General features: G+C 44.6%; 18 protein-coding genes. 11 read left to right on the top strand and 7 right to left on the bottom strand.

Features of this window, described 5'->3' with window-relative positions; all coding sequences use genetic code 11:
• Positions 1-15 precede the first annotated feature (15 nt).
• Positions 16-1,104 carry an acyltransferase gene (locus tag ACHLI0_RS07520; protein ID WP_490748794.1) on the top strand — a complete coding sequence of 363 codons (1,089 nt, stop codon included), beginning with the start codon at positions 16-18 and terminating at the stop codon, positions 1,102-1,104.
• A 154-nt stretch (positions 1,105-1,258) separates the two neighbouring features.
• On the opposite strand, the gene recQ is transcribed toward ACHLI0_RS07520, so the two are convergent.
• The gene (recQ, locus tag ACHLI0_RS07515) at positions 1,259-3,064 is read right to left on the bottom strand and encodes a DNA helicase RecQ (protein ID WP_490749559.1); all 1,806 of its coding nucleotides are present in this window, start codon (positions 3,062-3,064) and stop codon (positions 1,259-1,261) included.
• A 269-nt stretch (positions 3,065-3,333) separates the two neighbouring features.
• On the opposite strand from recQ, the gene ACHLI0_RS07510 reads away from it, so the two are divergent.
• From ACHLI0_RS07510 to ACHLI0_RS07480, 7 genes are all read left to right on the top strand, one after another.
• Complete coding sequence (locus tag ACHLI0_RS07510; protein WP_008763211.1) at positions 3,334-3,798, top strand: helix-turn-helix domain-containing protein; 465 nt, start codon at positions 3,334-3,336, stop codon at positions 3,796-3,798.
• 94 nt (positions 3,799-3,892) lie between these two features.
• Positions 3,893-5,941 (top strand): dipeptidyl-peptidase 3 family protein, encoded by a 2,049-nt coding sequence (locus ACHLI0_RS07505; protein WP_490748793.1) that lies wholly within the window; start codon positions 3,893-3,895, stop codon positions 5,939-5,941.
• Positions 5,942-5,949: 8 nt separating this feature from the next.
• Complete coding sequence (locus ACHLI0_RS07500; protein ID WP_259031395.1) at positions 5,950-6,618, top strand: DNA alkylation repair protein; 669 nt, start codon at positions 5,950-5,952, stop codon at positions 6,616-6,618.
• 165 nt (positions 6,619-6,783) lie between these two features.
• Positions 6,784-7,272 (top strand): Fur family transcriptional regulator, encoded by a 489-nt coding sequence (locus ACHLI0_RS07495; protein WP_008767710.1) that lies wholly within the window; start codon positions 6,784-6,786, stop codon positions 7,270-7,272.
• Positions 7,269-8,540, top strand: coding sequence for an adenylosuccinate synthase (locus ACHLI0_RS07490; RefSeq protein ID WP_008763215.1), 1,272 nt, complete (start codon positions 7,269-7,271; stop codon positions 8,538-8,540). Before ACHLI0_RS07495 ends, ACHLI0_RS07490 begins: the two co-directional genes overlap by 4 nt.
• 177 nt (positions 8,541-8,717) lie before the next feature.
• Positions 8,718-10,034, top strand: coding sequence for an alpha-L-fucosidase (locus ACHLI0_RS07485; protein ID WP_258894075.1), 1,317 nt, complete (start codon positions 8,718-8,720; stop codon positions 10,032-10,034).
• 119 nt (positions 10,035-10,153) lie between these two features.
• Entirely contained in the window at positions 10,154-10,834 is a 681-nt protein-coding gene (locus ACHLI0_RS07480) for a zinc metallopeptidase (protein ID WP_008763217.1), read from the top strand.
• A gap of 62 nt (positions 10,835-10,896) precedes the next feature.
• Here ACHLI0_RS07480 and ACHLI0_RS07475 read toward each other — a convergent pair whose 3' ends face one another.
• Positions 10,897-12,483 (bottom strand): RHS repeat domain-containing protein, encoded by a 1,587-nt coding sequence (locus ACHLI0_RS07475; RefSeq protein WP_490748792.1) that lies wholly within the window; start codon positions 12,481-12,483, stop codon positions 10,897-10,899.
• Positions 12,484-12,648: 165 nt separating this feature from the next.
• Between ACHLI0_RS07475 and hisS the strand changes: the two genes are divergently transcribed.
• The gene (gene hisS / locus ACHLI0_RS07470) at positions 12,649-14,013 is read left to right on the top strand and encodes a histidine--tRNA ligase (protein WP_490748791.1); all 1,365 of its coding nucleotides are present in this window, start codon (positions 12,649-12,651) and stop codon (positions 14,011-14,013) included.
• A gap of 610 nt (positions 14,014-14,623) precedes the next feature.
• Positions 14,624-16,024, top strand: a complete 1,401-nt coding sequence (locus ACHLI0_RS07465; protein ID WP_490748790.1) for a hypothetical protein — start codon at positions 14,624-14,626, stop codon at positions 16,022-16,024.
• A gap of 84 nt (positions 16,025-16,108) precedes the next feature.
• On the opposite strand, the gene ACHLI0_RS07460 is transcribed toward ACHLI0_RS07465, so the two are convergent.
• The 5 genes from ACHLI0_RS07460 to ACHLI0_RS07440 all read right to left on the bottom strand — a co-directional run bounded on the left by ACHLI0_RS07460 (position 16,109) and on the right by ACHLI0_RS07440 (position 23,929).
• On the bottom strand, positions 16,109-18,646 hold the full coding sequence (locus ACHLI0_RS07460; RefSeq protein ID WP_490748789.1) for a S9 family peptidase: 2,538 nt from the start codon (positions 18,644-18,646) through the stop codon (positions 16,109-16,111).
• 88 nt (positions 18,647-18,734) lie between these two features.
• Positions 18,735-19,955, bottom strand: a complete 1,221-nt coding sequence (gene hydF, locus ACHLI0_RS07455) for a [FeFe] hydrogenase H-cluster maturation GTPase HydF (RefSeq protein ID WP_490748788.1) — start codon at positions 19,953-19,955, stop codon at positions 18,735-18,737.
• A gap of 63 nt (positions 19,956-20,018) precedes the next feature.
• On the bottom strand, positions 20,019-21,437 hold the full coding sequence (gene hydG / locus ACHLI0_RS07450) for a [FeFe] hydrogenase H-cluster radical SAM maturase HydG (RefSeq protein WP_414236740.1): 1,419 nt from the start codon (positions 21,435-21,437) through the stop codon (positions 20,019-20,021).
• 4 nt (positions 21,438-21,441) lie between these two features.
• Positions 21,442-22,479 (bottom strand): [FeFe] hydrogenase H-cluster radical SAM maturase HydE, encoded by a 1,038-nt coding sequence (hydE, locus tag ACHLI0_RS07445; protein ID WP_490748787.1) that lies wholly within the window; start codon positions 22,477-22,479, stop codon positions 21,442-21,444.
• Positions 22,460-23,929 carry a 4Fe-4S dicluster domain-containing protein gene (locus tag ACHLI0_RS07440; protein ID WP_055221493.1) on the bottom strand — a complete coding sequence of 490 codons (1,470 nt, stop codon included), beginning with the start codon at positions 23,927-23,929 and terminating at the stop codon, positions 22,460-22,462. Before ACHLI0_RS07440 ends, hydE begins: the two co-directional genes overlap by 20 nt.
• Positions 23,930-24,197: 268 nt before the next feature.
• Between ACHLI0_RS07440 and ACHLI0_RS07435 the strand changes: the two genes are divergently transcribed.
• The gene (locus tag ACHLI0_RS07435) at positions 24,198-24,347 is read left to right on the top strand and encodes a hypothetical protein (protein WP_162303121.1); all 150 of its coding nucleotides are present in this window, start codon (positions 24,198-24,200) and stop codon (positions 24,345-24,347) included.
• The last annotated feature ends 61 nt before the right edge of the window (positions 24,348-24,408 follow it).

The raw sequence follows: 24,408 nt of genomic DNA, 5'->3' as shown, positions 1-24,408 counted from the left end.
ATACCCAAACAGAAAATGAAACGTATTGTTTTTTTAGATTACGTGCGCGTGTTCGCATGTTTCCTCGTTATGGTGGTACACGCCAGTGAAAACTTTTATGGTGCTGCCGGATCTACGGACATGGCGGGACCGCAATCTTTTTTAGCCAGTGAAGTAGACCGATTGTGGGTGGCCGTGTACGACGGTTTCTCACGCATGGCAGTACCATTGTTCATGATTGTCTCTGCTTACCTGCTGGTACCGATGAAGGAGGGACAGACTTCATGGCAGTTCTACCGCCGACGCTTCACTCATATCCTGCCACCGTTTTTCATATTTATGATACTCTATAGTATCCTGCCGATGTTGTGGGGACAGATAGACAGCGAAACATCAATAAAGGATATGTCTCGAATATTCCTGAACTTCCCGACGCTTGCCGGACACCTTTGGTTCATGTATCCCCTGATAAGTCTTTACCTGTTTATACCTATTATATCTCCTTGGTTGAGTAAAGCCACTGCAAAAGAAGAACGTTTCTTCATAGGACTGTTCCTGTTATCAACGTGTATGCCGTACTTCAATCGCTGGTTTGGTGAAGTGTGGGGGCAGTGTTTTTGGAACGAATACCATATGTTGTGGTATTTCTCAGGTTATCTTGGATATCTTGTGTTGGCACACTACATACGTGTACACTTAAAATGGGATCGTTCCAAACGTTTCATTGTAGGACTCATTTCAATGGTTGCCGGGGCTGCGCTGACTATTTACTCATTCTATATACAGGCTATTCCCGGAATTACTCATTCTACACCTGTCATAGAAATAGGATGGGCTTTCTGTACGATTAACTGTGTACTTCTTACAGCGGGTACATTCCTTCTCTTCACTTGTATAAACCGGCCGGAAGCTCCACGTCTCGTAACAGATATGTCGAAACTTAGTTATGGTATGTACCTTATGCATATATTCTGGCTCGGATTATGGGCGACAGTATTCAAAAATACGCTGGAACTGCCTACTGTTGCCGCCATCCCATGTATCGCAGTGACTACATTTGTCTGCTGTTATATAACGACAAAGATTATCTCGTTCATACCGGGTAGTAAATGGATTATAGGCTAAATAGATCGAATGTTCTTGAATTAAACAAAAAAGGGAAGCAATCGCTTCCCCTTTTTTGTTTACTCATCTTATTATATAGTCCTTCCTGATTACGCTTGAATAAGTTACTCTTTATTAAAGGTAAATCGATAGGGGGGGGCAGCTTAATACATTATTATACAAACTGCTTAATCAGATTCACAAACTCTTTTCCATATTTCTTCTTCTTAAACTCTCCGATACCACTGATTTCTCCGAATGCTTCGATGGTAGTCGGCCGTGAAATGCTGAGCAGATGCAACACTTTATCCGATAGAACGATATATGCCGGAAGACCATCCTGATCGGCAATCTGTTTACGCAATCCCCGTAGTGCTTCGAATAAATCTTCGTTTTCTCCACCGGGGATACCGAAAGGAAGTTCTTTGGCGATGACCACCTTTTTCTTTTTCCCTTTTCCTGTGACGATTTCTTCCCGATGAATCACGGCAAGCATTGCTTTCGCTTTTCCAAAAAGAATGTCACTTCCGCTTGGAGTGATCTTGAGATGGTTATTTTCATTATAGGCTATTTCGAAATATCCCAGTTGTAGCATTTGGAGTAAATAATCCTGCCAGTCACGAGGTGGTATGTCTCGCCCTGCTCCAAATGTCTTTAATTCCTGATATTCTTTTGCCGTAACTTCTGCCGAATAACTTCCACGAAGAATATCAATTAATATCCCTGTACTTATTTGTTGTTCTGCACGAGCTATGGCGCTCAACGCTTTTTGTACGATGACTGTACCGTCAAAGCGTTGTGGAGGGTTTTTACAGACATCACAGTTGCCGCAGTCTTCTGTTGAGGTTTCTCCGAAATAGCTCAGCAGAATTCTTCTGCGGCAGATGTCCGCTTCGGCGTATTGCTGCATACGTTGCAACTTTTCCAGATTGATCGTCTGTTGGTTGCTTTCTGTGGCGAATTTAGTTAACAGGATCAGATCGCCCAGTGAATAGAATAATACAGTGTCGCTTGGCAAGCCATCCCGTCCGGCACGCCCGATTTCCTGATAAAAACTTTCAATACTTTTAGGAAGATTATAATGAATAACCCATCGGACATTCGATTTGTCAATTCCCATACCAAAAGCAATGGTGGCGCATACTACCTGAATACGGTCATTAATGAAGTCATTCTGAGTCTCGTCCCGATGCTGCGGAGACAATCCGGCATGATAAACACCGCATCGGATTCCCTGCTTTTGCAGCATTTGTGCTACAGTTTCCGTTTTATTACGGCTCATGCAATAAATGATTCCACTTTCTTCTCTGTGGCGGTGGATAAACTCCAGAATCGCTTTATTCTTCTCTTTTGCCTGAAAACCGCGTTTTACGTCCAGACTGATGTTGGGACGGTCGAAAGAAGAAATAAACGTTCGGGGATGTATCAAATGCAACTGTCGGATTATATCCTCGCGGGTTATTTTGTCGGCTGTTGCCGTTAATGCAATAATCGGAACCTGCGGAAACTGCTGATGGAGCATTCCCATTTGTGTATATTCCGGACGGAAGTCATGTCCCCATTGGGAAATACAGTGGGCTTCGTCAATAGCGAAGAGCGAAATATTCATATCCGGCAACAGATAGTCCTTTTCCGCTATCAGCTTCTCCGGTGAAATATAAAGCAGTTTCAGGCGTCCTTCGATGCAGGCACGGCGGAGATTGGCATTTTCCGTTTCGTCATTGCTGCTGTTGAGTGCTCCTGCTGCGATGCCGTTGGCTTGCAATGTTTCTACCTGGTCTTTCATCAGTGAGATAAGCGGGGAGACCACTATAGCTGTACCTTCGGAGAGCAATGCAGGCAGTTGATAACAGATCGATTTACCTCCACCGGTGGGCATCAGTACCAGTGAATCCTGCTTGTTCAGCAGGTGGCGGATGATCTCTTCCTGTAAGGGCCGGAAGCTGTCATAACCGAAATATGATTTTAGAGTTTCTTTCATCAACATTTGTTTAAACTTTGTGGCAAAGGTACGCTTTTCTTTAGCAATCTTTATCATGTCTCGATTTATGTTTTGATTTAAATGCTCCAAGAGTTAAAGTTTCTTATTATTCACCCTTAATTCCTCTTTTTCAAGGTTTTTGATTGTTTTATTAGAAAAAAAATGCACAAAATAATTGTGTGTTTAAAAAAAAAGTAAGACATTTGTAACATGTAACGTTGCGAATGAGCAATTAATAACAAATAAACAAACCCTAACCAGTTAATTCAATGAGTGATTTAGAGAACAAAAAAGCGGAGGAAGCTCCAAAGAAACGTCCCTACAATCTGAGGGAAAAGAAAGAAAAGAAGGCTGCATATCGGTCATTAATCAGACCGGAACTGGCAGACGAGTTGTATGACAAGATTCTGAACATTGTAGTAGTTCAGAAGAAGTATAAAGATCCTGACTATTCAGCTAAAGATTTGGCTAAAGAGTTGAAGACCAATACTCGCTACCTTTCTGCAGTAGTGAATTCTCGTTTTGGTATGAACTACTCTTGTTTGTTGAATGAGTACAGAGTGAAAGACGCTCTGCATTTGTTGACAGACAAGCGTTATGCCGACAAGAATGTGGAAGAAATCAGTGCAATGGTTGGCTTTGCAAATCGTCAATCTTTTTACGCTGCATTTTACAAGAACGTAGGTGAAACTCCTAACGGATATCGCAAGAAACACGCTGAAAGTAAGAAGTAATTGCGTTTTCCGATACTGACCAAAAGGAATTACCTCTGAATGAAAAGTTCGGGGATAATTCCTTTTCTTATTTAATTAATCAATATCAGTAATTATGAAAAAACATTTTATTTCGATGGCAGTTACCGCTACGATCCTTGTATCTTGCGGTGGGGCCAAAACAACAACTGCTGAGGCAGATAAATTTGATTATACAGTGGAACAATTTGCAGACTTACAAATATTGCGGTACAAGGTTCCCGAATTCGAAACCTTGACGCTGAAACAGAAAGAATTGGTTTATTACCTGACTCAGGCTGCGCTCGAAGGACGCGACATCCTGTTTGATCAGAACGGAAAATATAACCTGAGAATCCGCCGGATGCTCGAAGCTGTTTACACCAATTATAAAGGAGACAAGTCGGCTCCCGACTTCAAAAATATGGAAGTGTACCTCAAACGGGTATGGTTCTCCAATGGTATTCATCATCATTACGGCATGGAAAAGTTTGTGCCCGGTTTCTCGCAGGACTTCCTGAAACAGGCAGTGCTCGGAACAGACGCCCAATTACTTCCGTTGTCAGAGGGACAGACTGCCGAACAACTCTGTGATGAGCTTTTCCCGGTTATGTTTGATCCGGCTATCCTGTCAAAGCGTGTAAATCAGGCGGACGGTGAAGACTTGGTGCTGACTTCTGCCTGCAATTATTACGACGGAGTCACTCAGCAGGAAGCGGAAAGCTTCTACGGAGCAATGAAAGACCCAAAAGATGAAACTCCGGTTTCTTACGGACTCAACAGCCGATTGGTGAAAGAAGATGGGAAAATACAGGAAAAAGTCTGGAAGGTAGGCGGACTTTATACTCAGGCGATTGAAAAGATTGTGTACTGGCTGAAGAAAGCGGAAACTGTTGCCGAAAATGATGCACAGAAAGCTGTGATCAGCAAACTGATTCAATTTTACGAAACAGGCAGCCTGAAAGACTTCGATGAATATGCTATCCTTTGGGTGAAAGACCTTGATTCAAGAATTGACTTTGTGAATGGCTTTACAGAAAGTTACGGCGACCCGCTGGGAGTGAAAGCCAGCTGGGAATCACTGGTCAACTTCAAAGACTTGGATGCTACGCACCGCACAGAGATTATCAGCAGCAATGCGCAATGGTTCGAAGATCATTCGCCGGTTGATAAATCTTTCAAAAAGGAAAAGGTAAAAGGGGTATCTGCCAAGGTGATCACTGCCGCTATTCTTGCCGGTGACTTGTATCCTGCAACTGCCATCGGTATCAATCTTCCGAACGCTAACTGGATTCGTGCTCATCACGGCTCTAAGTCAGTTACTATCGGCAATATCACAGATGCTTATAATAAAGCTGCCCACGGTAACGGGTTCAATGAAGAGTTTGTCTGCAATGACGAAGAGAGACAGCGGATCGACCAATATGGCGACTTGACAGGTGAACTTCATACAGACTTGCACGAATGTCTGGGACATGGTTCTGGCAAATTGCTTCCGGGAGTAGACCCTGACGCTTTGAAAGCGTATGGTTCCACTATTGAAGAAGCACGTGCCGACTTGTTCGGATTGTACTACGTGGCTGACCCGAAACTGGTAGAACTGAAACTTGTTCCGGATGCAGAGGCTTATAAAGCTGAATATTATACTTTCCTGATGAATGGTCTGATGACACAGCTTGTACGTATCGAACCGGGAAATAATATCGAAGAAGCTCATATGCGCAACCGTCAGCTGATCGCCCGCTGGGTATTTGAAAAAGGTGCTCCCGACAAAGTGGTCGAAATGGTGAAGAAGGACGGAAAGACCTATGTCGTAGTCAATGATTATGAGAAAGTCCGTCAGTTGTTCGGTGAACTGCTGGCTGAAATTCAGCGAATCAAATCGACCGGTGATTTTGAAGGTGCCCGTACATTGGTTGAAAATTATGCCGTGAAGGTTGATCCTGCTTTGCATGCCGAAGTGTTGGCACGCTATAAGAAGCTGAATCTGGCTCCTTACAAAGGTTTTGTAAATCCGGTCTATGAACTGGTGACTGACAAGGATGGAAATATCACGGATGTTACCGTGTCTTATGACGAAGACTATGTAGAACAAATGTTGCGTTACAGCAAAGATTATTCTCCGTTGCCTTCCGTAAATAATTAATATTGAAAATGGATATAAAAGAACAACTGAAAGATATCAAAACACAGCTCCGTCTCTCTATGAACGGGGCTGTGTCCCAAAGTATGCGTGAGAAGGGATTGGTATACAAACTCAATTTCGGAGTCGAAATCCCCCGCATAAAGATGATTGCCGAAGGGTATGAAAAGAACCACGACCTGGCGCAGGCATTGTGGAAAGAAGATATTCGCGAATGCAAAATCATGGCAGCCATGTTGCAGCCTGTAGATACCTTTTATCCCGAGATAGCTGATATCTGGGTAGAAAGTATCCGTAACATAGAGATTGCGGAACTGACCTGTATGAATCTTTTCCAGCATTTGCCGTATGCCCCTGCTAAATCTTTTCATTGGATGGCTGATGAACAGGAATATGTGCAGACTTGCGGTTTCCTGACAGCTGCCCGTCTTTTGATGAAAAAGGGAGATATGACAGAAAGAGCTTCCGGCGAATTGCTCGACCAGGCACTTTGCGCTGTTCATTCAGAAAGCTATCATGTGCGGAATGCAGCTCTTCTGGCTATCCGTAAGTATATGCAGCATAACGAAGAACATGCTTTCCGTGTATGCCGGATGGTTGAAGGAATGGCAGATTCCACAGTGGAAGCGGAGCAGATGCTCTATAATATGGTAAAAGAAGAAGCTAGTGATAAGTATTAAGTAATAAGTATTAAGTATTACCATGCGGATATCCGCCGCATGAAATCTAAGTAGCTACGGTTAATACCTAATACTTATTACTTAATACTTATTACTTATTCTCAGAAATTCTTTTGCTTTCCACAAAAAAGGCTTAACTTTGTTCGCGCTAATTTTGTGCTGATGATGGAAACTCAAAATGTGAAAGATACAGTAAGGCAGATATTCACAGAATATCTCACGGCGAACGGGCATCGTAAGACTCCCGAACGTTACGCCATACTCGAAACTATCTATTCCATCGACGGACATTTCGATATCGATATGCTCTATTCCAGAATGATGGATCAGGAGAATTTCCGGGTGAGCCGGGCAACTCTTTATAATACTATTATTCTGCTTATCAATGCGCGGCTGATCATCAAGCATCAGTTCGGCACTTCCTCCCAATACGAAAAATCATACAATCGCGAGACACATCATCATCAGATATGTACTCAATGCGGCAAAGTGACCGAGTTTCAGAACGAGGAATTGCAGCATGCCATCGAAAATACAAAATTAAGCCGCTTTCAACTTTCGCATTACTCCTTATATATATATGGATTGTGCAGCAAGTGCGACAGAGCTAATAAACGGAAAAAAGTCAGTAACAACAATAAAAAAGAAAAATGAAAGTAGATGTTCTATTAGGATTACAATGGGGCGACGAAGGTAAAGGTAAAGTAGTCGACGTATTAACACCTAAGTACGATGTGGTCGCTCGTTTCCAGGGCGGTCCGAATGCCGGTCATACACTTGAGTTCGAAGGACAGAAGTATGTACTTCGTTCTATTCCTTCCGGTATTTTTCAGGGAGATAAGGTAAATATTATCGGTAACGGTGTAGTGCTCGATCCGGCATTGTTCAAAGCGGAAGCTGAGGCACTCGAAGCATCGGGACATCCATTGAAAGAGCGTTTGCACATTTCTAAGAAAGCTCATCTCATCCTTCCGACACACCGCATACTGGACGCCGCTTACGAAGCTGCCAAGGGAGATGCGAAAGTAGGAACCACCGGTAAAGGCATTGGCCCTACTTATACGGATAAAGTTAGCCGTAATGGTGTTCGTGTAGGTGATATCCTTCATAACTTCGAACAGAAATACGGTGCGGCGAAAGCTCGTCACGAACAAATCCTGAAAAGTCTGAACTACGAATATGACCTCACAGAACTGGAAAAAGCATGGATGGAAGGTATCGAATATCTGAAACAGTTCCATTTTGTAGACAGTGAGCATGAGGTTAACAACTATCTGAAAGACGGCAAGAGCGTTCTTTGCGAAGGTGCTCAGGGAACGATGCTTGATATCGATTTCGGTTCGTATCCGTTTGTTACTTCTTCCAATACGGTTTGTGCAGGTGCCTGCACCGGTCTGGGAGTAGCTCCGAACCGTATCGGCGAAGTGTTCGGTATCTTCAAGGCATACTGTACTCGTGTAGGTGCCGGTCCGTTCCCGACAGAACTGTTCGACGAGACTGGTGACAAGATGTGCACACTGGGACATGAATTCGGTTCTGTAACAGGACGTAAACGTCGTTGCGGATGGATTGACCTGGTAGCTCTGAAATATTCCGTTATGATAAACGGTGTTACCAAACTGATCATGATGAAGAGCGACGTTCTCGATACATTCGACACCATCAAGGCTTGTGTTGCTTATAAGGTAGATGGCGAGGAAATCGATTATTTCCCATACGACATCACTGAAGGTGTGGAGCCTGTATATGCAGAACTGCCGGGCTGGAAGACAGATATGACAAAGATGCAGAGCGAAGATGAATTCCCGGAAGAATTCAATGCTTATCTGACTTTCCTGGAAGAACAACTTGGTGTGGAAATCAAGATTGTATCTGTCGGACCGGACAGAGCCCAGACAATCGAACGTTATACTGAAGAATAAGAAATGGGGCTGACTAAAAAGTCCGGTAGTATCTTAATTCTCCTCCTGGAAGGAGGGGAATTGATGATACTATTGCTTTTGGTCTCCTTTGTTCTATAACTTAATGAGAGGCGGAGAAATGGAAATTACTCCGCCTTTTTGTTTTTTCTTTACCCCCAATATTAACTATAACGCATTATGAAAACACATTTCATTACTTTCCTATTATTAATAGGTATGAGTCTGGGAATCTCCTCCCGGATCCACGCACAGTCTTCTTACCAGCCTGGTGAAGAAAACCTCAAAGCCCGTGAAGAATTTCAGGATAATAAATTCGGTATTTTCCTTCATTGGGGACTGTATGCCATGCTTGCCACCGGTGAGTGGACTATGACAAACAATAATCTGAATTATAAAGAGTATGCCAAACTGGCAGGCGGCTTCTATCCCTCCAAGTTTGATGCGGATAAGTGGGTGGCAGCCATCAAAGCGTCGGGAGCTAAATATATCTGCCTGACTTCCCGCCATCATGACGGCTTCTCCATGTTCGATACCCAATATTCGGACTTCAATATCGTAAAGGCAACTCCCTTTAAGAGGGATATCATCAAGGAGCTGGCAGCAGCCTGTAGCAAACAGGGAATCAAACTCCATTTCTACTACTCTCATCTTGACTGGACGCGGGAAGATTATCCTTGGGGTCGTACAGGACGGGGTACAGGACGTCCGAATCCGAAAGGAGACTGGAAAAGCTATTATCAGTTCATGAACAATCAGCTGACGGAACTGCTGACTAATTATGGTCCGGTAGGAGCTATTTGGTTCGACGGATGGTGGGATCAGGATGGAAATCCCGGCTTTAACTGGGAGTTGCCGGAACAATATGCCATGATCCATAAACTGCAGCCGGGTTGCCTGATAGGAAATAACCATCATCAGACTCCTTTTGCCGGTGAAGATATTCAGATATTCGAACGTGACCTGCCCGGAGAAAATACCGCAGGGCTTTCCGGACAAAGTGTAAGTCACCTGCCCTTGGAAACCTGCGAAACGATGAATGGTATGTGGGGATATAAGATTACGGATCAGAATTATAAATCAACGAAGACGCTGATTCATTATCTGGTAAAGGCAGCCGGAAAGAATGCAAACCTGTTGATGAATATCGGCCCTCAGCCCGACGGAGAGCTTCCGGAAGTAGCCGTACAGCGGTTGAAAGAAATGGGAGAGTGGATGAATCAATATGGTGAAACGATTTATGGAACCCGTGGCGGTGCGGTTGCTCCGCATGACTGGGGAGTGACGACGCAGAAAGGAAACAAGCTGTATGTGCACATTCTGAATTTGCAGGATAAAGCCCTGTTCCTGCCTTTGGCAGATAAGAAGGTGAAGAAAGCAGTCCTGTTTAAGAACGGCACACCTGTCCGCTTCAATAAAAATAAAGAAGGCGTGTTGCTGGAGCTTGCAGAGATACCAAAAGATATTGATTACGTTGTAGAACTTACAATTGACTAATTTTTAGCTAATTCTTCATAAAAGCATAGGGAAACTATCGTTACATACGTAGTTTCCCTTTATTTTTGGCAAACAATTTGTTTATAGAAATATAGAGTAATAATTAAAATGAAAAGTATATGATGTCTTATTGGGTATTATTTATTGGTATTGCCGTAGCAAGTTGGTTGGTACAGATGAATTTGCAGAACAAATTCAAGAAGTATTCCAAAATTCCGACAGGAAACGGTATGACAGGACGCGACGTAGCTCTGAAGATGCTGCACGACAATGGAATTTACGATGTACAAGTAACTCATACACCCGGTCAGCTGACCGACCACTACAATCCTGCTAACAAAACAGTGAATCTGAGTGAAGGTGTATATGAAAGTAATAGTATCATGGCGGCTGCCGTAGCGGCACACGAATGTGGACACGCTGTTCAGCACGCACGTATGTATGCTCCGTTGAAAATGCGCAGCGCCTTGGTGCCGGTAGTGAATTTTTCGTCCTCTATCATGACTTGGGTATTGCTGGGCGGTATTCTGCTGTTCAACTCATTCCCGCAATTGTTGTGGATTGGTATCATTCTGTTTGCTACCACCACTTTGTTCAGCTTTATCACCTTGCCGGTGGAAATCAATGCAAGTAAGCGTGCGCTTGTGTGGCTGAGTTCATCCGGCATTACTAATTCATACAATCATACGCAAGCCGAAGACGCTCTTCGCTCTGCTGCATACACCTATGTAGTTGCTGCACTGGGTTCATTGGCTACGCTGATCTATTACATTATGATTGCTATGGGCAGAAGAGACTAAGAGAAAAGATTAATCTTTTTGACGCCTCCATCGTTTTCAAAGACTATGGAGGCGTTCTTTTTTTAGTTGTAATACGTATATTCGCGTTCCTCATACAGAACCGCTTTCTCATTAATGAATTTGATTCGTTTTTTCCAGTTGCCATGCGGGTCATTATAGAATTTATAGACAAACTTCACTGCCGGCTGACCGCTGATTGATTCCGTTCCGGAAACAACCTCTCCACGGCTGCTGTATTGGTAACTATACTGACGTTCGTTGGGAGGAGTCCCGATTTTCTCTTCAACGATCCTTCCACGGGCATTCCATACCCGGTCGATCGACTCGTATTCCTCTCCCGGTGCTTCTGCCGGTGCTTTCACTACCTTTTTACAGATTAAATTGCCATAAGGATCATGTTGATAATGAAATTCGCTGTACGTTGAACCATCCTTGTAGAAGCAGATTTCTTGTGTGCAGTTTCCTTCGGTGTTGTAACGGAAAAGAGTTTTGCGCATCGGCTCTCCATTGGCATCCGTCATTGATTTAATTCTCACGTTACCTTCGTCGTTGTAAGTCCATACAGTGGTGCTTTCCATTTTACCGGCAGGTGATTTCCGGATTTCTTTTTCGATGTCGCCGTTGGCATTGTAGCTATACTCTGTCGTACCTTCCGGAACTCCCGTATTCGAGAAGTGGCTTGCCATTGTCTTTCTTCCTTCCTTGTCGAACTGATAAATAAAGAAGGTACCGCTTTTGGGACCTCGGTTGATGATTTCCGTTCCCAAGGGAGCCGCTATATACGAAGTCTGATGTACCGATTTTACTTTTCCTTGCAGCAGGAGAAGTTTCCGGTCGGTATCTTCCGGACCGGCATATTCGATGTGGCGCACAAGAATATACTCCGGATTCGGACCGTTATATTCCACTCGTTTGATCCAGTTGCCGTATGTGTCGTATTCCATATCCACTCTCTTGCTTTGAGGCGCATTGTATCTTTTGAATGCTCCTTCCGAGTAGCGTTTCAGTGGCAGTGTGTCGCTTTTTGCCAGTTCCCGTTTGCCCGATCCGGTGTTTTTGTTCAGTGTACTTTCTTCGATCACTTCCGTAATTTGTCCCTGTTCATTATAATTAATGCTTATGGTTTCGCGGAACGGGAGCTTTTTCTTGTCTCCCATAATATTTATCCCATAATAAATCCTTTTCTCCACCTGACCGGCTTCATTGCGCAGAATGGTATCCACACTCATAATCTCCTGCTGTGCATCCATCTTTTTCTTTCCGTCTACTCTGCCTTGCGCGTCGTAGTGATATTCAAAGATATTGCTGACTCCTCCTTGCTTGATGGAAGCAACAATTTCCTTTTCTACATTGCCGTCTTCGTCGTATATAAAGACGATTTTGCTGTCGGCACTGCCATCCGGTTTCAGTGAGTTTTCCGCTATCTTTTGTCCGTAACGGTTGTATTTTACGAAATGAATCTGATCAATGATGGCACCGGGTGTCCACGACGTATTCTTTTGTACTGCCTGATGCACGGTGGTGCGGATACTCTTGAATGGGGGCGACTTCTGAGTCTTGTTTTGTGCCGGTAACGACATTGCTATGAGAGAAGCAGCCAGGAGAAAAAGCCCGGTTTTATATCTCGATCCGATAATTGTGTTATTCATAATATGGTTAATAATTTATATTCTTAAAGTTGTTGTCTCGCTATCAGTTTAAAGAGATTTGCAGACTGAAGATACAATATTGACGATTTTTTCGGATATATGCAAGCGTTGCTCGGAAATTTGCAGTAAATTTGCGCAATTAAAATACTAAACAGTAATTATATCATGGCAGCAAAACCAAGTATTCCTAAAGGAACTCGTGACTTTTCGCCGGTAGAAATGGCGAAGCGTAATTATATATTCAATACGATTCGTGACGTATATCATCTGTATGGTTTCCAGCAGATAGAAACTCCGTCGATGGAGATGCTTTCTACACTGATGGGGAAATATGGCGATGAGGGTGACAAACTTCTATTTAAGATTCAGAACTCAGGAGATTATTTTTCCGGCATCACAGATGAAGAGTTATTGAGTCGTAATGCTGTTAAGCTGGCAAGCAAATTCTGTGAGAAAGGTTTGCGCTATGACTTGACGGTGCCTTTTGCCCGTTACGTGGTGATGCACCGCGATGAAATAACTTTTCCGTTCAAGCGTTATCAGATACAGCCGGTATGGCGTGCAGACCGTCCGCAGAAAGGACGTTACCGTGAGTTCTATCAATGCGATGCCGATGTTGTCGGTAGTGATTCACTGCTGAATGAAGTAGAATTGATGCAGATTGTCGATACTGTATTCAGCCGTTTCAACATCCGTGTGTGCATTAAGATCAATAACCGCAAGATTCTTTCCGGTATCGCTGAGATTATCGGTGAAGCGGATAAGATTGTAGATATCACAGTGGCTATTGACAAGCTGGATAAGATTGGTCTGGAGAACGTCAATGCGGAACTGAAAGAGAAAGGGATCAGTGATGAGGCGATTGCCAAATTGCAGCCGATCATTCTGCTGAGCGGAACCAATGCTGAAAAGCTGGCTACACTAAAGAGCGTGCTGGCAGCCAGTGAAACAGGCATGAAAGGAGTGGAAGAAAGCGAATTTATTCTGGGCACACTGGAAACAATGGGCTTGAAAAATGAAATCGAACTTGATTTGACGCTGGCTCGCGGATTGAATTATTATACCGGTGCTATCTTCGAAGTGAAAGCGCTGGATGTGCAGATCGGCAGTATCACCGGTGGCGGTCGCTATGACAACCTGACAGGAGTATTTGGTATGGCCGGTGTGTCGGGAGTCGGCATTTCTTTTGGTGCAGACCGTATCTTCGATGTATTGAATCAACTGGAACTTTATCCGAAGGAAGCAGTGAACGGTACGGAATTGATGTTCGTAAACTTTGGTGATAAAGAAGCTGCTTTCTCCATGAGTATGCTGGCAAAAGTTCGTGCGGCAGGTATCCGTGCGGAAATCTTCCCGGATGCGGCAAAGATGAAGAAGCAGATGAGCTATGCCAATGCCAAGATTGTTCCGTTCGTAGCTATCGTAGGAGAGAACGAAATGAACGAAGGCAAAGCAATGCTGAAGAATATGGAAACCGGCGAACAGAATCTTGTTTCGGTGGAAGAACTGATAGCTGCTTTACGCAATTAAAAGCAGGGTATAGAGTGAGAATATCCGCTTTTCCCGTGAAGTACTTGACAAATGACTTTTTATGTTGTATCTTTGGGAAAAGAAAAGGCATAAATAAAATGAATATAATAAGAAAAATAGATACATAAATATCACCTTTATACTGTTACTTATAAGTATCAGAAGAACTTGGAATGGGGCAATGATCAGATGATTATTGCCCCATTTTGTCGTTAATTATGCCTGCCCCATTTCGTCTCGTACTTAAAAAGGGACGAATATCGTTTTTAATAAACTTGGATACCGTTTATAATAAACGTGCAATAAGTTTATTATAAACAGAATCCGTGTTTATTAAAGGCCTTTTTTGTTTTTGTAAAGATATAAAGATGCGGCTCCGAATGAAAACCGACTATCAGAAACTATATAGGATGAAATGGTAATTATATGAAACAACTCCTTCGTGTGCTCATATTCTCGGAAGGCTTAATTCTACTTCTAATTTAAAAACTTTGGATATTAGTTTTTAGATTAGACTGAAAAGGTAAGGAGAACCGGACAGTAATTTCTATCTTTGTGCATACATTAAATCGTTAGCAAATATATGAAAAACGGCAAACTTCAAAGTAGTATGAAAACAATAAAAAACACGTTCGTTCTAGGCATAGTCTGTGCCGCCAGTGTTGTTTCTTCAGCAGCTCATGAACTCGAAGCAAATGAGAATTACCCCGGGAAGTCGGTGAAGGCACAGACAAGAAAAGAGATTGTTACGTTCTTTTCTGAATCTCTTTCCGGTAAGACAACCTCTTTTGACGCAGGAAAACCGTTGAAACTGTCAGAGGTAGAACACTATCGTGATGTCGTATGGCAGTTGTGGAAAGAGGCAAATGATGGTTTTAAAGAAGAAAAATTAATAGCTTTGGATACACTCTCATCCGCTTCTACCGGCTACTGGAAACTTCCTGATAGTTTGGAACCAAATGCTGTGATGCCCTATTACTGGGGAATGAAAGGGACAGATGGAATAGGAAATGAACTTCCATTATTCCTCTATCTGCATGGCTCGGGACCCAAAGAACGGGAATGGAGTACCGGGTTGAAAATTTGCCGGAATTTTGATGATGCTCCTTCCGTTTACTTTATTCCACAGATTCCGAACGAAGGCGAGTACTATCGTTGGTGGCAGAAAGCTAAACAGTTTGCCTGGGAGAAATTGCTCCGACAGTCCTTGCTCTTGGGAAAGATTGATCCCAACAGAGTGTATGTTTTCGGAATCTCGGAAGGCGGATATGGCAGTCAGCGTCTGGCCTCATTTTATGCTGATTATTGGGCTGCTGCGGGACCGATGGCAGGAGGGGAACCTTTAAAGAATGCTCCTGCGGAGAATTGTAGTAATATTGCTTTTTCTTTGCGGACAGGAGACAAGGATACCGGATTTTACCGGAATACACTGACCGGATATGTGCTGGAAGCATTCGATAGTTTGGCGCATCAGCATCCCGGCTATTTCACTCACAAGATAGAACTGATTCCCGGAATGGGGCATAGTATTGATTATCGTCCGACGACTCCCTGGCTGAAGCAATATGTCCGCAATCCTTATCCCAAATATGTAAGCTGGGAGAATTTTGAGATGGACGGACTCTACCGGAAAGGATTTTATAATCTGTATGTGAAGGAAAGATCCGATGAAGAGGGGAAGTCGCGTACTTATTATGAAATGAGTATTTCGGGAAATCATATTTCATTGAAGGTCGATGATGTTGTTTATGAAGCCACGGAGAAGGATCAACGATGGGGAATAGAGATGAAGTTTGCGAAGAAATATGCGCAGGCGCATAAAGGGAAAGTGGTCATTTATCTCTGTGACGAGCTGGTCGATTTAACTGAAAAGGTGACTCTGACGGTGAATGGCAAAAAGGTTTTCGAGGGAAAAGTAAAGGCTGATTTGAAGAATATGGTTAATAGCTGTGCTGTGTTCTTCGATCCGCAACGGCTTTATCCGGCAGCTATCGAGGTAGAATTAAAATAGATGAGATTGCAAAGTAGAAGTATCCCCGGTCGTATATCCAAGAATTACTCTTGTGTACGACCGGGGATACGTATTTATCATGAATTATAAATGGTGTTCCGGATACATTTCCTTCCACCATTCCGGCTGATCCTGTAGCCAACGGGCAAACCATGCCATGATGGAATTATGCCATTTGATTCGCTTGTCATAATCGGAGATGAAATGGTTTTCTCCGTCTACGGTCACGAATTCTACAGTCTTGCCAAGTATCTTCAACGCGTTGAAAAGCTGGATACTTTCACCGATAGGCACATTGGTATCTACCGTACCGTGTAGCAGCAGTAACGGAGTGTTTATCTTGTCGGCGTTGAACAGGGAGCCTTGTTTGGTGAACAAGTCCGGGTCCTTCCACGGGTAACTGTCGGCTGCGGCGATGGCATTGTAGGAATACCCCCAGTAACCTTCACCCCAGTAGCTGGTCACGTCACTGATTCCGGCGTGCGACACGGCAGCGGCGAAAATATCCGTCTGCGTCTGTAAATACTGCGTCATGAATCCGCCATAAGAAGCACCGAGACATCCGATTTTCTTTTCATCCACAAACGGATGCTCTTTGCAGAACTGCTTCGTGCCTTCGATGATGTCATCTGCTGTACGTTTGCCCCACGCATTGACGTGGCGGGCGGAGAATTCCTGTCCGAAGCCAATCGTTCCGCTAGGCTGGATGACGTAGACCACATAGTCACGTGAAGCGAATAATTGTGCGCAATACGGATTACTGATTCCGCGGGTAGTCGGAGTCGTACCGCCATAGTAATATACGATCATCGGATATTTCTTGTTGGGATCAAAATTCGGAGGCAGGCACATCTTGCCAGTGATGACAGTTCCGTCGGAAGCGGTAAAGTTCCACGGCTCTGTTTTGCCTAATTCTATTTTCTCCAGAATCGGTTTCATCGGGTCGGCAAGCAGGCTGGAAGTCTTTTTCTTCATGTCATAGAGATAGGCCACTCCGGCGTTGTAGTCCGATTGACCGATGTAAGCTGCGATGCCCGGATTGTATTCGGACAGAGCGAATGCGCTGGTAACGTCCGTTTCAAGGTTCAGCTTCTCAAATTTTCCGTCCTTCGGAGAATAACGATAGATGTTTTTGCAATCGCCATCGTCCGTATTGAAATAAATGCACCCATCGCCATGATTCCATTGCAGAGGGCTGACTGTCGGATGAAAGTCTTTGGTAATCGGCTGTATCTTGCGGGTACTCAGATCCATAATAAAGGCCTGAGTATCGAAATCATTGGCAATAGGGTGATTGCCACAATTCTTTCCGATGCCGCCGAACGCTTCGGGGCTGCCGGTCAGCAATAGCTGCTTGCCGTCAGGAGAGTAGCCCGCACCTCCGATAAAGCGGTCTTCATAGAAAAGAGTATCCACTTTCAACGTTTCCAAATCTACCTGGTAAAGTGAGGACAGAGAGAACGGACGTTGAGTGATGTTTTCTTTGGATGTACTATATAACATGTATTTTCCGTCCGGAGAAATATCTTGCAGATACGTGCTGTGGTTGCCATAAGTCAGGCGTTCGGAGACACCGTCGGACAGGTTGTATTTCGCAAGGAAACTCCGTCCGCGGGAATTGGGAATACGGTCTGCCGGACTTACGATGCGGCGGAGAGGGCCGTCTTCTTTGACTCCTTCTTCGCGGGGATAGTAAATCAGAAAATCTTCGTTGGGCGACCATCTGAAACTCTGTTCGGGAATACTTTGCAAAATCGTTTCTTCGCGGAGTGTGGCAGGATCGAGGGTGATTACGTCATTTCCTGTCAGGGCAGTTACCGTGTAGTATAACTTGTCACTTTTAGGCATCCAGCTCATGCCGTCTCTGAGATTGGTCAGGAGTACTTTTCCGCTCTTTAGTTCCGTCAGTTCGCAATAAGTGCGTGAGCGTTTGGCAGCGTGGTTATCCCAATAACGGGTCAACAGATACTTTCCGCTGGGAGAGATGGAAACAGCGATGGCACGGTTACCATAAACTGTATTGTCTAGAGAAAAACGCTTCTTTGCTTCCGGATCTAGATTGCAGGCGGTATCCTTGAATTTCTCGTCTTTGATCAGTTCGCATTTCAGTGTTGGTGCCGCTTTGTCGTCGGAAGCAGAAAGCAGTTTGATGATTATCTCGTAATCCCGCTCCGGTTCAAGGCTGAGAGCGATGTCACGTGATGAGCCGGAGGTGATGCTGTCTTCTGCCGCATCTTTTACTTGCTTGGAAGCTCCGTCAATGAAGACTTCCCAGCGGACGGGGGAGGTGATTTTCAACTTCCCTTTCAGGAAACGTTCTGCACGAATCTGAGTCTTAACCAGATAAAGTTTATTGTCTTTATCCGCTTTCTCGAAGCTGAGATACCCCGCTGTGTCCGCAGTGAGCGACTGCATCGGTGCATCCGGCAAATGTAGTACGACCGGGGTCTGGAGTAACATCTTTTTGGTGTGTTTTTCTCCTTTAGGATTGATGCTGTCGTTCATAATGGGGGTACGAACGCTGATGGCATTCCGGACTTTGTACTGTGTCAGTCGGTCTTGTGCTTGCATAGTAACACCGGTTGCCAGAAAGATGGCCAAAGCCATAGTTCTCTTTTTCATTTGTTTATGTCTAAAGTTAATAAATATTTGATTGCGTGACTAATATAAGACAAATGCTTGAAGTCTGCAAGGTTCTGTTCTTTTTATTTTAATATTCTATTTGATTAAGTATCCCGTTAAGGAAAGCGATAGCTACTCCGTAATTTGTCATCGGCACATTTTGTAGCCTTGCTCTTTCGATGCGATTCAGCACATATTTGCGGTTGAACATGCAAGCGCCGCAATGGATTACCAAAGAATAAGGAGTGAGGTCCTGCGGGAAATCAGTTCCCGCCACGATATCTATCGATAACTTTTCTCCAATCCGCTTTCTTAACAGATGCGGGAGTTTTACTCTCCCGATGTCTTCGGATAGAGGGGCGTGTGTGCAGGCTTCGGCTATCAGTACACGGGAAGATTCTGTCAGACTTCCGATGGCTGAGGCACTTTTCACATAGTACCGGATATCTCCTTTATAGCCTGCAAAAAGGACGGAAAAAGAAGTCAGTCTGCTTTCTTCCGGTTTTTGCTCGTAAACTGTTTTAAAGACTTGTGAGTCCGTAATAATCAGTTTAGGAGGGCGGGAGAGGGCTTGCAACGTTTCCCGTAACTTATCTGTGGTGCAGCTCATGATCAGACATTTCTTGTCGAGCAATTCCCGCATTGTCTGCACTTGTGGCAAAATAAGCCTCCCTTTGGGGGCTTGAATATCTTGTGGCATGACCAGTAGGACAAGATCTCCTTCCGTTACCAGGTTGCCAGTAATACTTTGCTGATCGAAATCTTCCGGCAACTTTTCCAGAATGGCTTGTCGTATCAGTTCGATGCCTGTCTTCTCTTTGGCACTGACAGGAATCGGCTGGCTTCCAAAAGTCTCCTTTATCCGGATGGCAAGGGATGCGGTGTTCTTCCGTATATCTGCTTTGTTGATAAGCAGAATGGTCGGGATGTTTTTTGCCTTGAGTTGTTCCAGCCAATGAAGTTCTTCGGTAAAATCCGGTTCTCCGGTTTCCTCAGCAGCAGAGCCACCACCTGCACAAAGCAGAAGGGCGATATCGGTTTTCTCTACGGCTTTCCATGTGCGTTCGATACGCCTGTTTCCTAATTCACCTTCATCGTCAAATCCCGGAGTATCAATGAACAGACAAGGACCGATACCGTGAATTTCCATTGCTTTCTGCACGGGGTCGGTCGTTGTTCCGGGAGTATCGGAAATAAGAGCGGTATCCTGTCCGGTCAGTGCATTGATCAGGGAGGATTTTCCGCTGTTACGCTTTCCAAAGAGGGCGATGTGGAGCCGGTTGGCATTGGGGGTGTGGATTAAATTCATAAATCAAGCAATTGTTGTAACGTTTATTATCCGCATGAAAACTTGGCAGGGGCACCTTGCCCCTCAGAATCTGAAATCTCTTTTTCCTTCCGCAATTTCTTTTAAGTTCCGGATGGCTATTTCTCTGATTTTGGGATTCGGAATCCGGTCGGTCTCTTTGGCTATCAGCTTCATTCCTTTGATTCGGGTGTCTTCCGACGCATAATCTTCGAGGTATTCTTTCAGAGTCATTAATGCATTGGGGCCGCAGCAGTTGGCTATCTGTCCCGATTTGACTAAGGACATAAATCGGTCCCCGGTGCGTCCTTCCCGATAGCAGGCGGTGCAGAAGCTGGGGATATATCCTGATTCGAGCAGCCAGTTGACCACTTCGTCCAGTGTCCGGGTGTCGCTTACATCAAATTGTGCGGAGTTATCTTCCGGAAGTTCCGTTTCCGCATAGCCGCCTACGCTGGTGCGGGAGCCGCCGCTGATTTGTGAGATACCGAGTTCAAGCACTTTTTCGCGGGACTCCTGTGATTCACGTGTGGATATAATCATGCCGGTGTAAGGAACCGCTATCCGGATGACAGCAACAATCTTGCTGAATATATCATCGGAAATCGCATTGGGAAAATCTCCCGCATCGATATCGTCCGCCGAACAGATGCGCGGCACGCTAATAGTGTGCGGACCCACACCGAAACGGGCTTCCAGATGTTCTGCGTGCATCAATAATCCTACGAAGTCATAGCGATAGGTATTCAGTCCGAAGAGTACTCCCATTCCTACGTCGTCTATGCCGCCTTCCATGGCGCGGTCCATTGCTTCGGTATGATACGCATAGTTACTTTTCGGTCCGGTGGGGTGGAGGGCTTCGTAGTTCTCTTTGTGATAAGTTTCCTGAAATAGGATATACGTGCCGATGCCGGCATCTTTCAACCGACGATAGTTCTCGACGGTAGTGGCGGCGATATTTACGTTTACACGGCGGATAGCCCCATTCTTGTGTCTGATACTATAAATGGTCCGGATGGATTCCAGTATATACTCCAGTGAGTTGAGAGTCGGATGTTCGCCGGCTTCGAGTGCCAGACGTTTATGCCCCATATCCTGCAAAGCGATTACTTCCTTGCGTATTTCTTCCTGCGTCAGTTTCTTGCGGGCGATTGTCTTGTTTTTGGCGTGATAAGGGCAATATACGCATCCGTTTACGCAATAGTTCGACAGATAAAGCGGTGCGAACATAACGATACGGTTGCCGTAAAACTTCTGTTTGATTTCTTTGGCGAGATGGAAGATTCGTTCTATCAGGTCAGGTTGGTCACATTCCAGCAGGGTAGCTGCTTCGCGGTGCGTCAGTCCCTTGCAAAGAGCGGCTTTCTCGATCAGCTGTTTTATGAATGCGCGGTTGTCTTTGTGACTCCGTGCATATTCAAGAGTTTCCAGAATCTCTTCATGATGAATGAATTCTTCTGCTTGGGGTGAATCTACTTTATACATTTCTTTATTGTTTGTAATCGCCTCTGGAGAAGGAGATTTGATAACCGATCTTTTCCAGCTGCTGTTGCAATATGTTAAGTCCTTCCGCAGATTCTGCTCCGAGGGAGGCTTTGTTATTATACAGATTGTACTTTTTTCGTTCTTCCTGTGGCGACAAATTGGGCATGACTACATTGGCGCCCGCCAATATTCCCTGTTCCCGTCCATCGGGAGTGAGGGTAGCCAGTGCCGTGGTTGCCGGAATCAGCGCTGACGGATGCATCAGACGGAAGATGGATAATAAAAGGAGCGTCTGTTCCACGGTTCCGCTGGGAGACTGGGCAAAAGGCGTGTCGCGATGAGGCAGGAAGGGACCGATACCAATCATTTCGGGACGAAGCTGTTCGATAAACAGAATATCCTGAATCAAGTGTTCTATGGTCTGTCCCGGACTGCCGACCATGATTCCGGTGCCTGTCTGATAGCCGATCTCCTTTAAATCCCGTAAGCATTGCAGACGATGCTCGCATGACATACCGGCAGGGTGCAGTTGTTGATAATGTTCTTTGTCATAAGTCTCATGACGCAGCAGATAGCGGTTGGCACCTGCCTGAAAGAAACGCTCGTATGCTTCCCGCGACTTTTCACCGAGTGACAGTGTTATGGCGCAATCGGGATAACTCCGGCGAATCGTTGAGACTATATCCTCTATCCGTTCCTCTGTCAGTGCGGGGTCTTCTCCTCCTTGCAGCACAAAGGTACGGAAGCCGAGTCCATACCCTTGTTTGCAGCAATTCAGTATATTTTCTGTGGATAAACGATAACGTTCCAGATTCGGATTCCCTTTCCGGATACCGCAGTAATAGCAGTTATTTCGGCAACAGTTACTGACTTCAATCAGTCCGCGAATAAAAATCCGGTTTCCGAAATGACGGAGACTGACTTCTTGCGCCTGTTTATTGATATAGCGCAATGATTCTCCGTCACATTCGGTCAGCAGTTGCCGGAATTCTTCCGGTCGGAGTGTTCTTTCTTCTCGCAGTTTATCTATCCATTGTCTCATAGCTTTCTTTCCGCTTGAGCAGCTCTTGTGCTAATTGACGACGTCCTGAAACAATGTCGTTGTGCGTACTCGGTCCGGTGATACAGCCACCTTCGCAAGCCATCACTTCGATAAACTGTCCCGCTGCTTTTCCTGTTTTGGCACAGGCACGCAGCAAGGCTATATTTTTTTTGTTGATATCCGACACTTGGATAGCATTGATCTTATCCGCTTCTTCTTTCAGATATGCTTTTACGGCTCCCATCACACCACCGGCTTGTGCAAAACCATGTGCTTCGCGGACGGAAGTATGCAGTATAGAGAAAGAATTCACCTGTTCCAGCTGAATGTCCATTCCATCCAAGATAGAACCTACTTCCTCGAATGTCAGGATATAGTCTACAGCATCGTCACGGCGTACCTCTTTTCGTTTGGCTACGCACGGACCGACAAATACAATCTTCGCATCCGGATGTTTCTCTTTGGCGATTCGTGCCGCATAATACATCGGTGATCCTGTGGTAGAAACGTACGGTTTCATTTCCGTCATGTGCTTTTCTACCAGTTCAATGTATGAAGGACAGCAGGAGGTAGTCATGAATTTCTGACCTTCTTCCAGTTTTTCCAGCAGTTCGTGTGCCTCGTTGCTGGTGGTCATCATGGCTCCTTCGGCTACTTCGATAATGTCGGTGAATCCTATTTCTTTAAAGGCGCCGTATACCTGTTCGATAGAAGTCTTGAACTGTCCGAGGATAGACGGAGCGATGATAGCTACCAACTTTTCTCCTTTCTTGATGTGTTGCAGTACATCAAAGGTCTGTGAAATCTCAAAGATAGCACCGAACGGGCAGGCATTCATACATTTTCCACAGTAGATGCACTTGCTTTCGTCAATATGTTCCACGCCATGCTCATCTTTGCTGATAGCTTTCACCGGGCAGGATTCTTCGCAAGGAACGGGGATATATACAATTGCGTGATAAGGACAACTCTTATGGCAGATACCGCAACTGACGCAAGTATCATGATCAATCATTGCCTGACCGTTTTTCTTGAAACGTATTGCATCCTTAGGGCAATTCATATAGCAGCTGCGTGCCACACATCCCCGGCAAAGATTGGTGATTTCATAATTAATCTGTACGCAGGAAGAACAGGCTTCGTCAATGACACACATGATATTTTCCTTACTTGGCTCTGGTCGGTTCAGTGCCATCTGTGCATATTCGGAGAGAGGAGTTACTTCATCGTGTTCATCCGTCATATCCAGTCCCATCAGCGGGAAGGTCTTGTATCTCCATACAGCACGTTCTTTGTGTACGCAGCAACGCCCCAGCGGTTTTGATTTGCGCGGACTCAGCTCAATAGGGAGACGGTCAATTTTTTCTACTAACTGGTCGTTTTTCCAGAGTCTGACGAGATCAGCCAGCAATTTATGCCGGACAATCATAATATTATTAGTAAAAGCCATATAGTAATTAAAAGGGTTGTTAGTGGGTGCAAAGATAGTAACTAGTTTGCGGATAAACTAATAATCGTTAAATTGAATGTAGCAGATTGTTACATTAATATTTCCGGAAGGATAAAACAGCCTGTATGCAGGAGACTATTTTCCTCCGGTTGGTTAAATAAATTCAATATTTAAGGTTTTTGAAACATTCTTGTCAATTTTTTGTAGCGTTTCGGTGTTATCTTTGTGAAACATAAAATAAGAGAGGAGAAGAGATATGAGTAGCAGTATGTTGGAACAAAGAAGTCGCTTTGCGATGATCGGTGCATTGATGATCATCATCAGCCTGATGTTTTGGTATTATATGGGGAGTTCGCTAGTTAGTGCTACAAAGAAGTACCTCGAACAGGTACAGACAATAGAGATCACTTGCGAGTAAAAAACAGATATTTGTTTGTATAGGGCAATAGTTATCCGGCTAAAATCATTACTTTTGCCGC

Source organism: Bacteroides sp. RCH18 (assembly GCF_058231005.1).
Note: the sequence above shows the minus strand (reverse complement) of the source record. Positions and strands in the feature narration are given on the sequence as shown.

Coding starts and splice junctions, on each gene's coding strand:
- ACHLI0_RS07500 (WP_259031395.1), top strand. CDS start 5,950: ATGGATATAAAAGAACAACTGAAAGATATCAAAACACAGCTCCGTCTC.
- hydG (WP_414236740.1), bottom strand. CDS start 21,437: ATGTATAAAGTAGATTCACCCCAAGCAGAAGAATTCATTCATCATGAA.
- ACHLI0_RS07460 (WP_490748789.1), bottom strand. CDS start 18,646: ATGAAAAAGAGAACTATGGCTTTGGCCATCTTTCTGGCAACCGGTGTT.
- ACHLI0_RS07485 (WP_258894075.1), top strand. CDS start 8,718: ATGAAAACACATTTCATTACTTTCCTATTATTAATAGGTATGAGTCTG.
- ACHLI0_RS07480 (WP_008763217.1), top strand. CDS start 10,154: ATGATGTCTTATTGGGTATTATTTATTGGTATTGCCGTAGCAAGTTGG.
- recQ (WP_490749559.1), bottom strand. CDS start 3,064: ATGAAAGAAACTCTAAAATCATATTTCGGTTATGACAGCTTCCGGCCC.
- hisS (WP_490748791.1), top strand. CDS start 12,649: ATGGCAGCAAAACCAAGTATTCCTAAAGGAACTCGTGACTTTTCGCCG.
- ACHLI0_RS07510 (WP_008763211.1), top strand. CDS start 3,334: ATGAGTGATTTAGAGAACAAAAAAGCGGAGGAAGCTCCAAAGAAACGT.
- hydF (WP_490748788.1), bottom strand. CDS start 19,955: ATGAATTTAATCCACACCCCCAATGCCAACCGGCTCCACATCGCCCTC.
- ACHLI0_RS07505 (WP_490748793.1), top strand. CDS start 3,893: ATGAAAAAACATTTTATTTCGATGGCAGTTACCGCTACGATCCTTGTA.
- ACHLI0_RS07440 (WP_055221493.1), bottom strand. CDS start 23,929: ATGGCTTTTACTAATAATATTATGATTGTCCGGCATAAATTGCTGGCT.
- ACHLI0_RS07435 (WP_162303121.1), top strand. CDS start 24,198: ATGTTGGAACAAAGAAGTCGCTTTGCGATGATCGGTGCATTGATGATC.
- ACHLI0_RS07475 (WP_490748792.1), bottom strand. CDS start 12,483: ATGAATAACACAATTATCGGATCGAGATATAAAACCGGGCTTTTTCTC.
- ACHLI0_RS07495 (WP_008767710.1), top strand. CDS start 6,784: ATGGAAACTCAAAATGTGAAAGATACAGTAAGGCAGATATTCACAGAA.
- hydE (WP_490748787.1), bottom strand. CDS start 22,479: ATGAGACAATGGATAGATAAACTGCGAGAAGAAAGAACACTCCGACCG.
- ACHLI0_RS07490 (WP_008763215.1), top strand. CDS start 7,269: ATGAAAGTAGATGTTCTATTAGGATTACAATGGGGCGACGAAGGTAAA.
- ACHLI0_RS07520 (WP_490748794.1), top strand. CDS start 16: ATGAAACGTATTGTTTTTTTAGATTACGTGCGCGTGTTCGCATGTTTC.
- ACHLI0_RS07465 (WP_490748790.1), top strand. CDS start 14,624: ATGAAAACAATAAAAAACACGTTCGTTCTAGGCATAGTCTGTGCCGCC.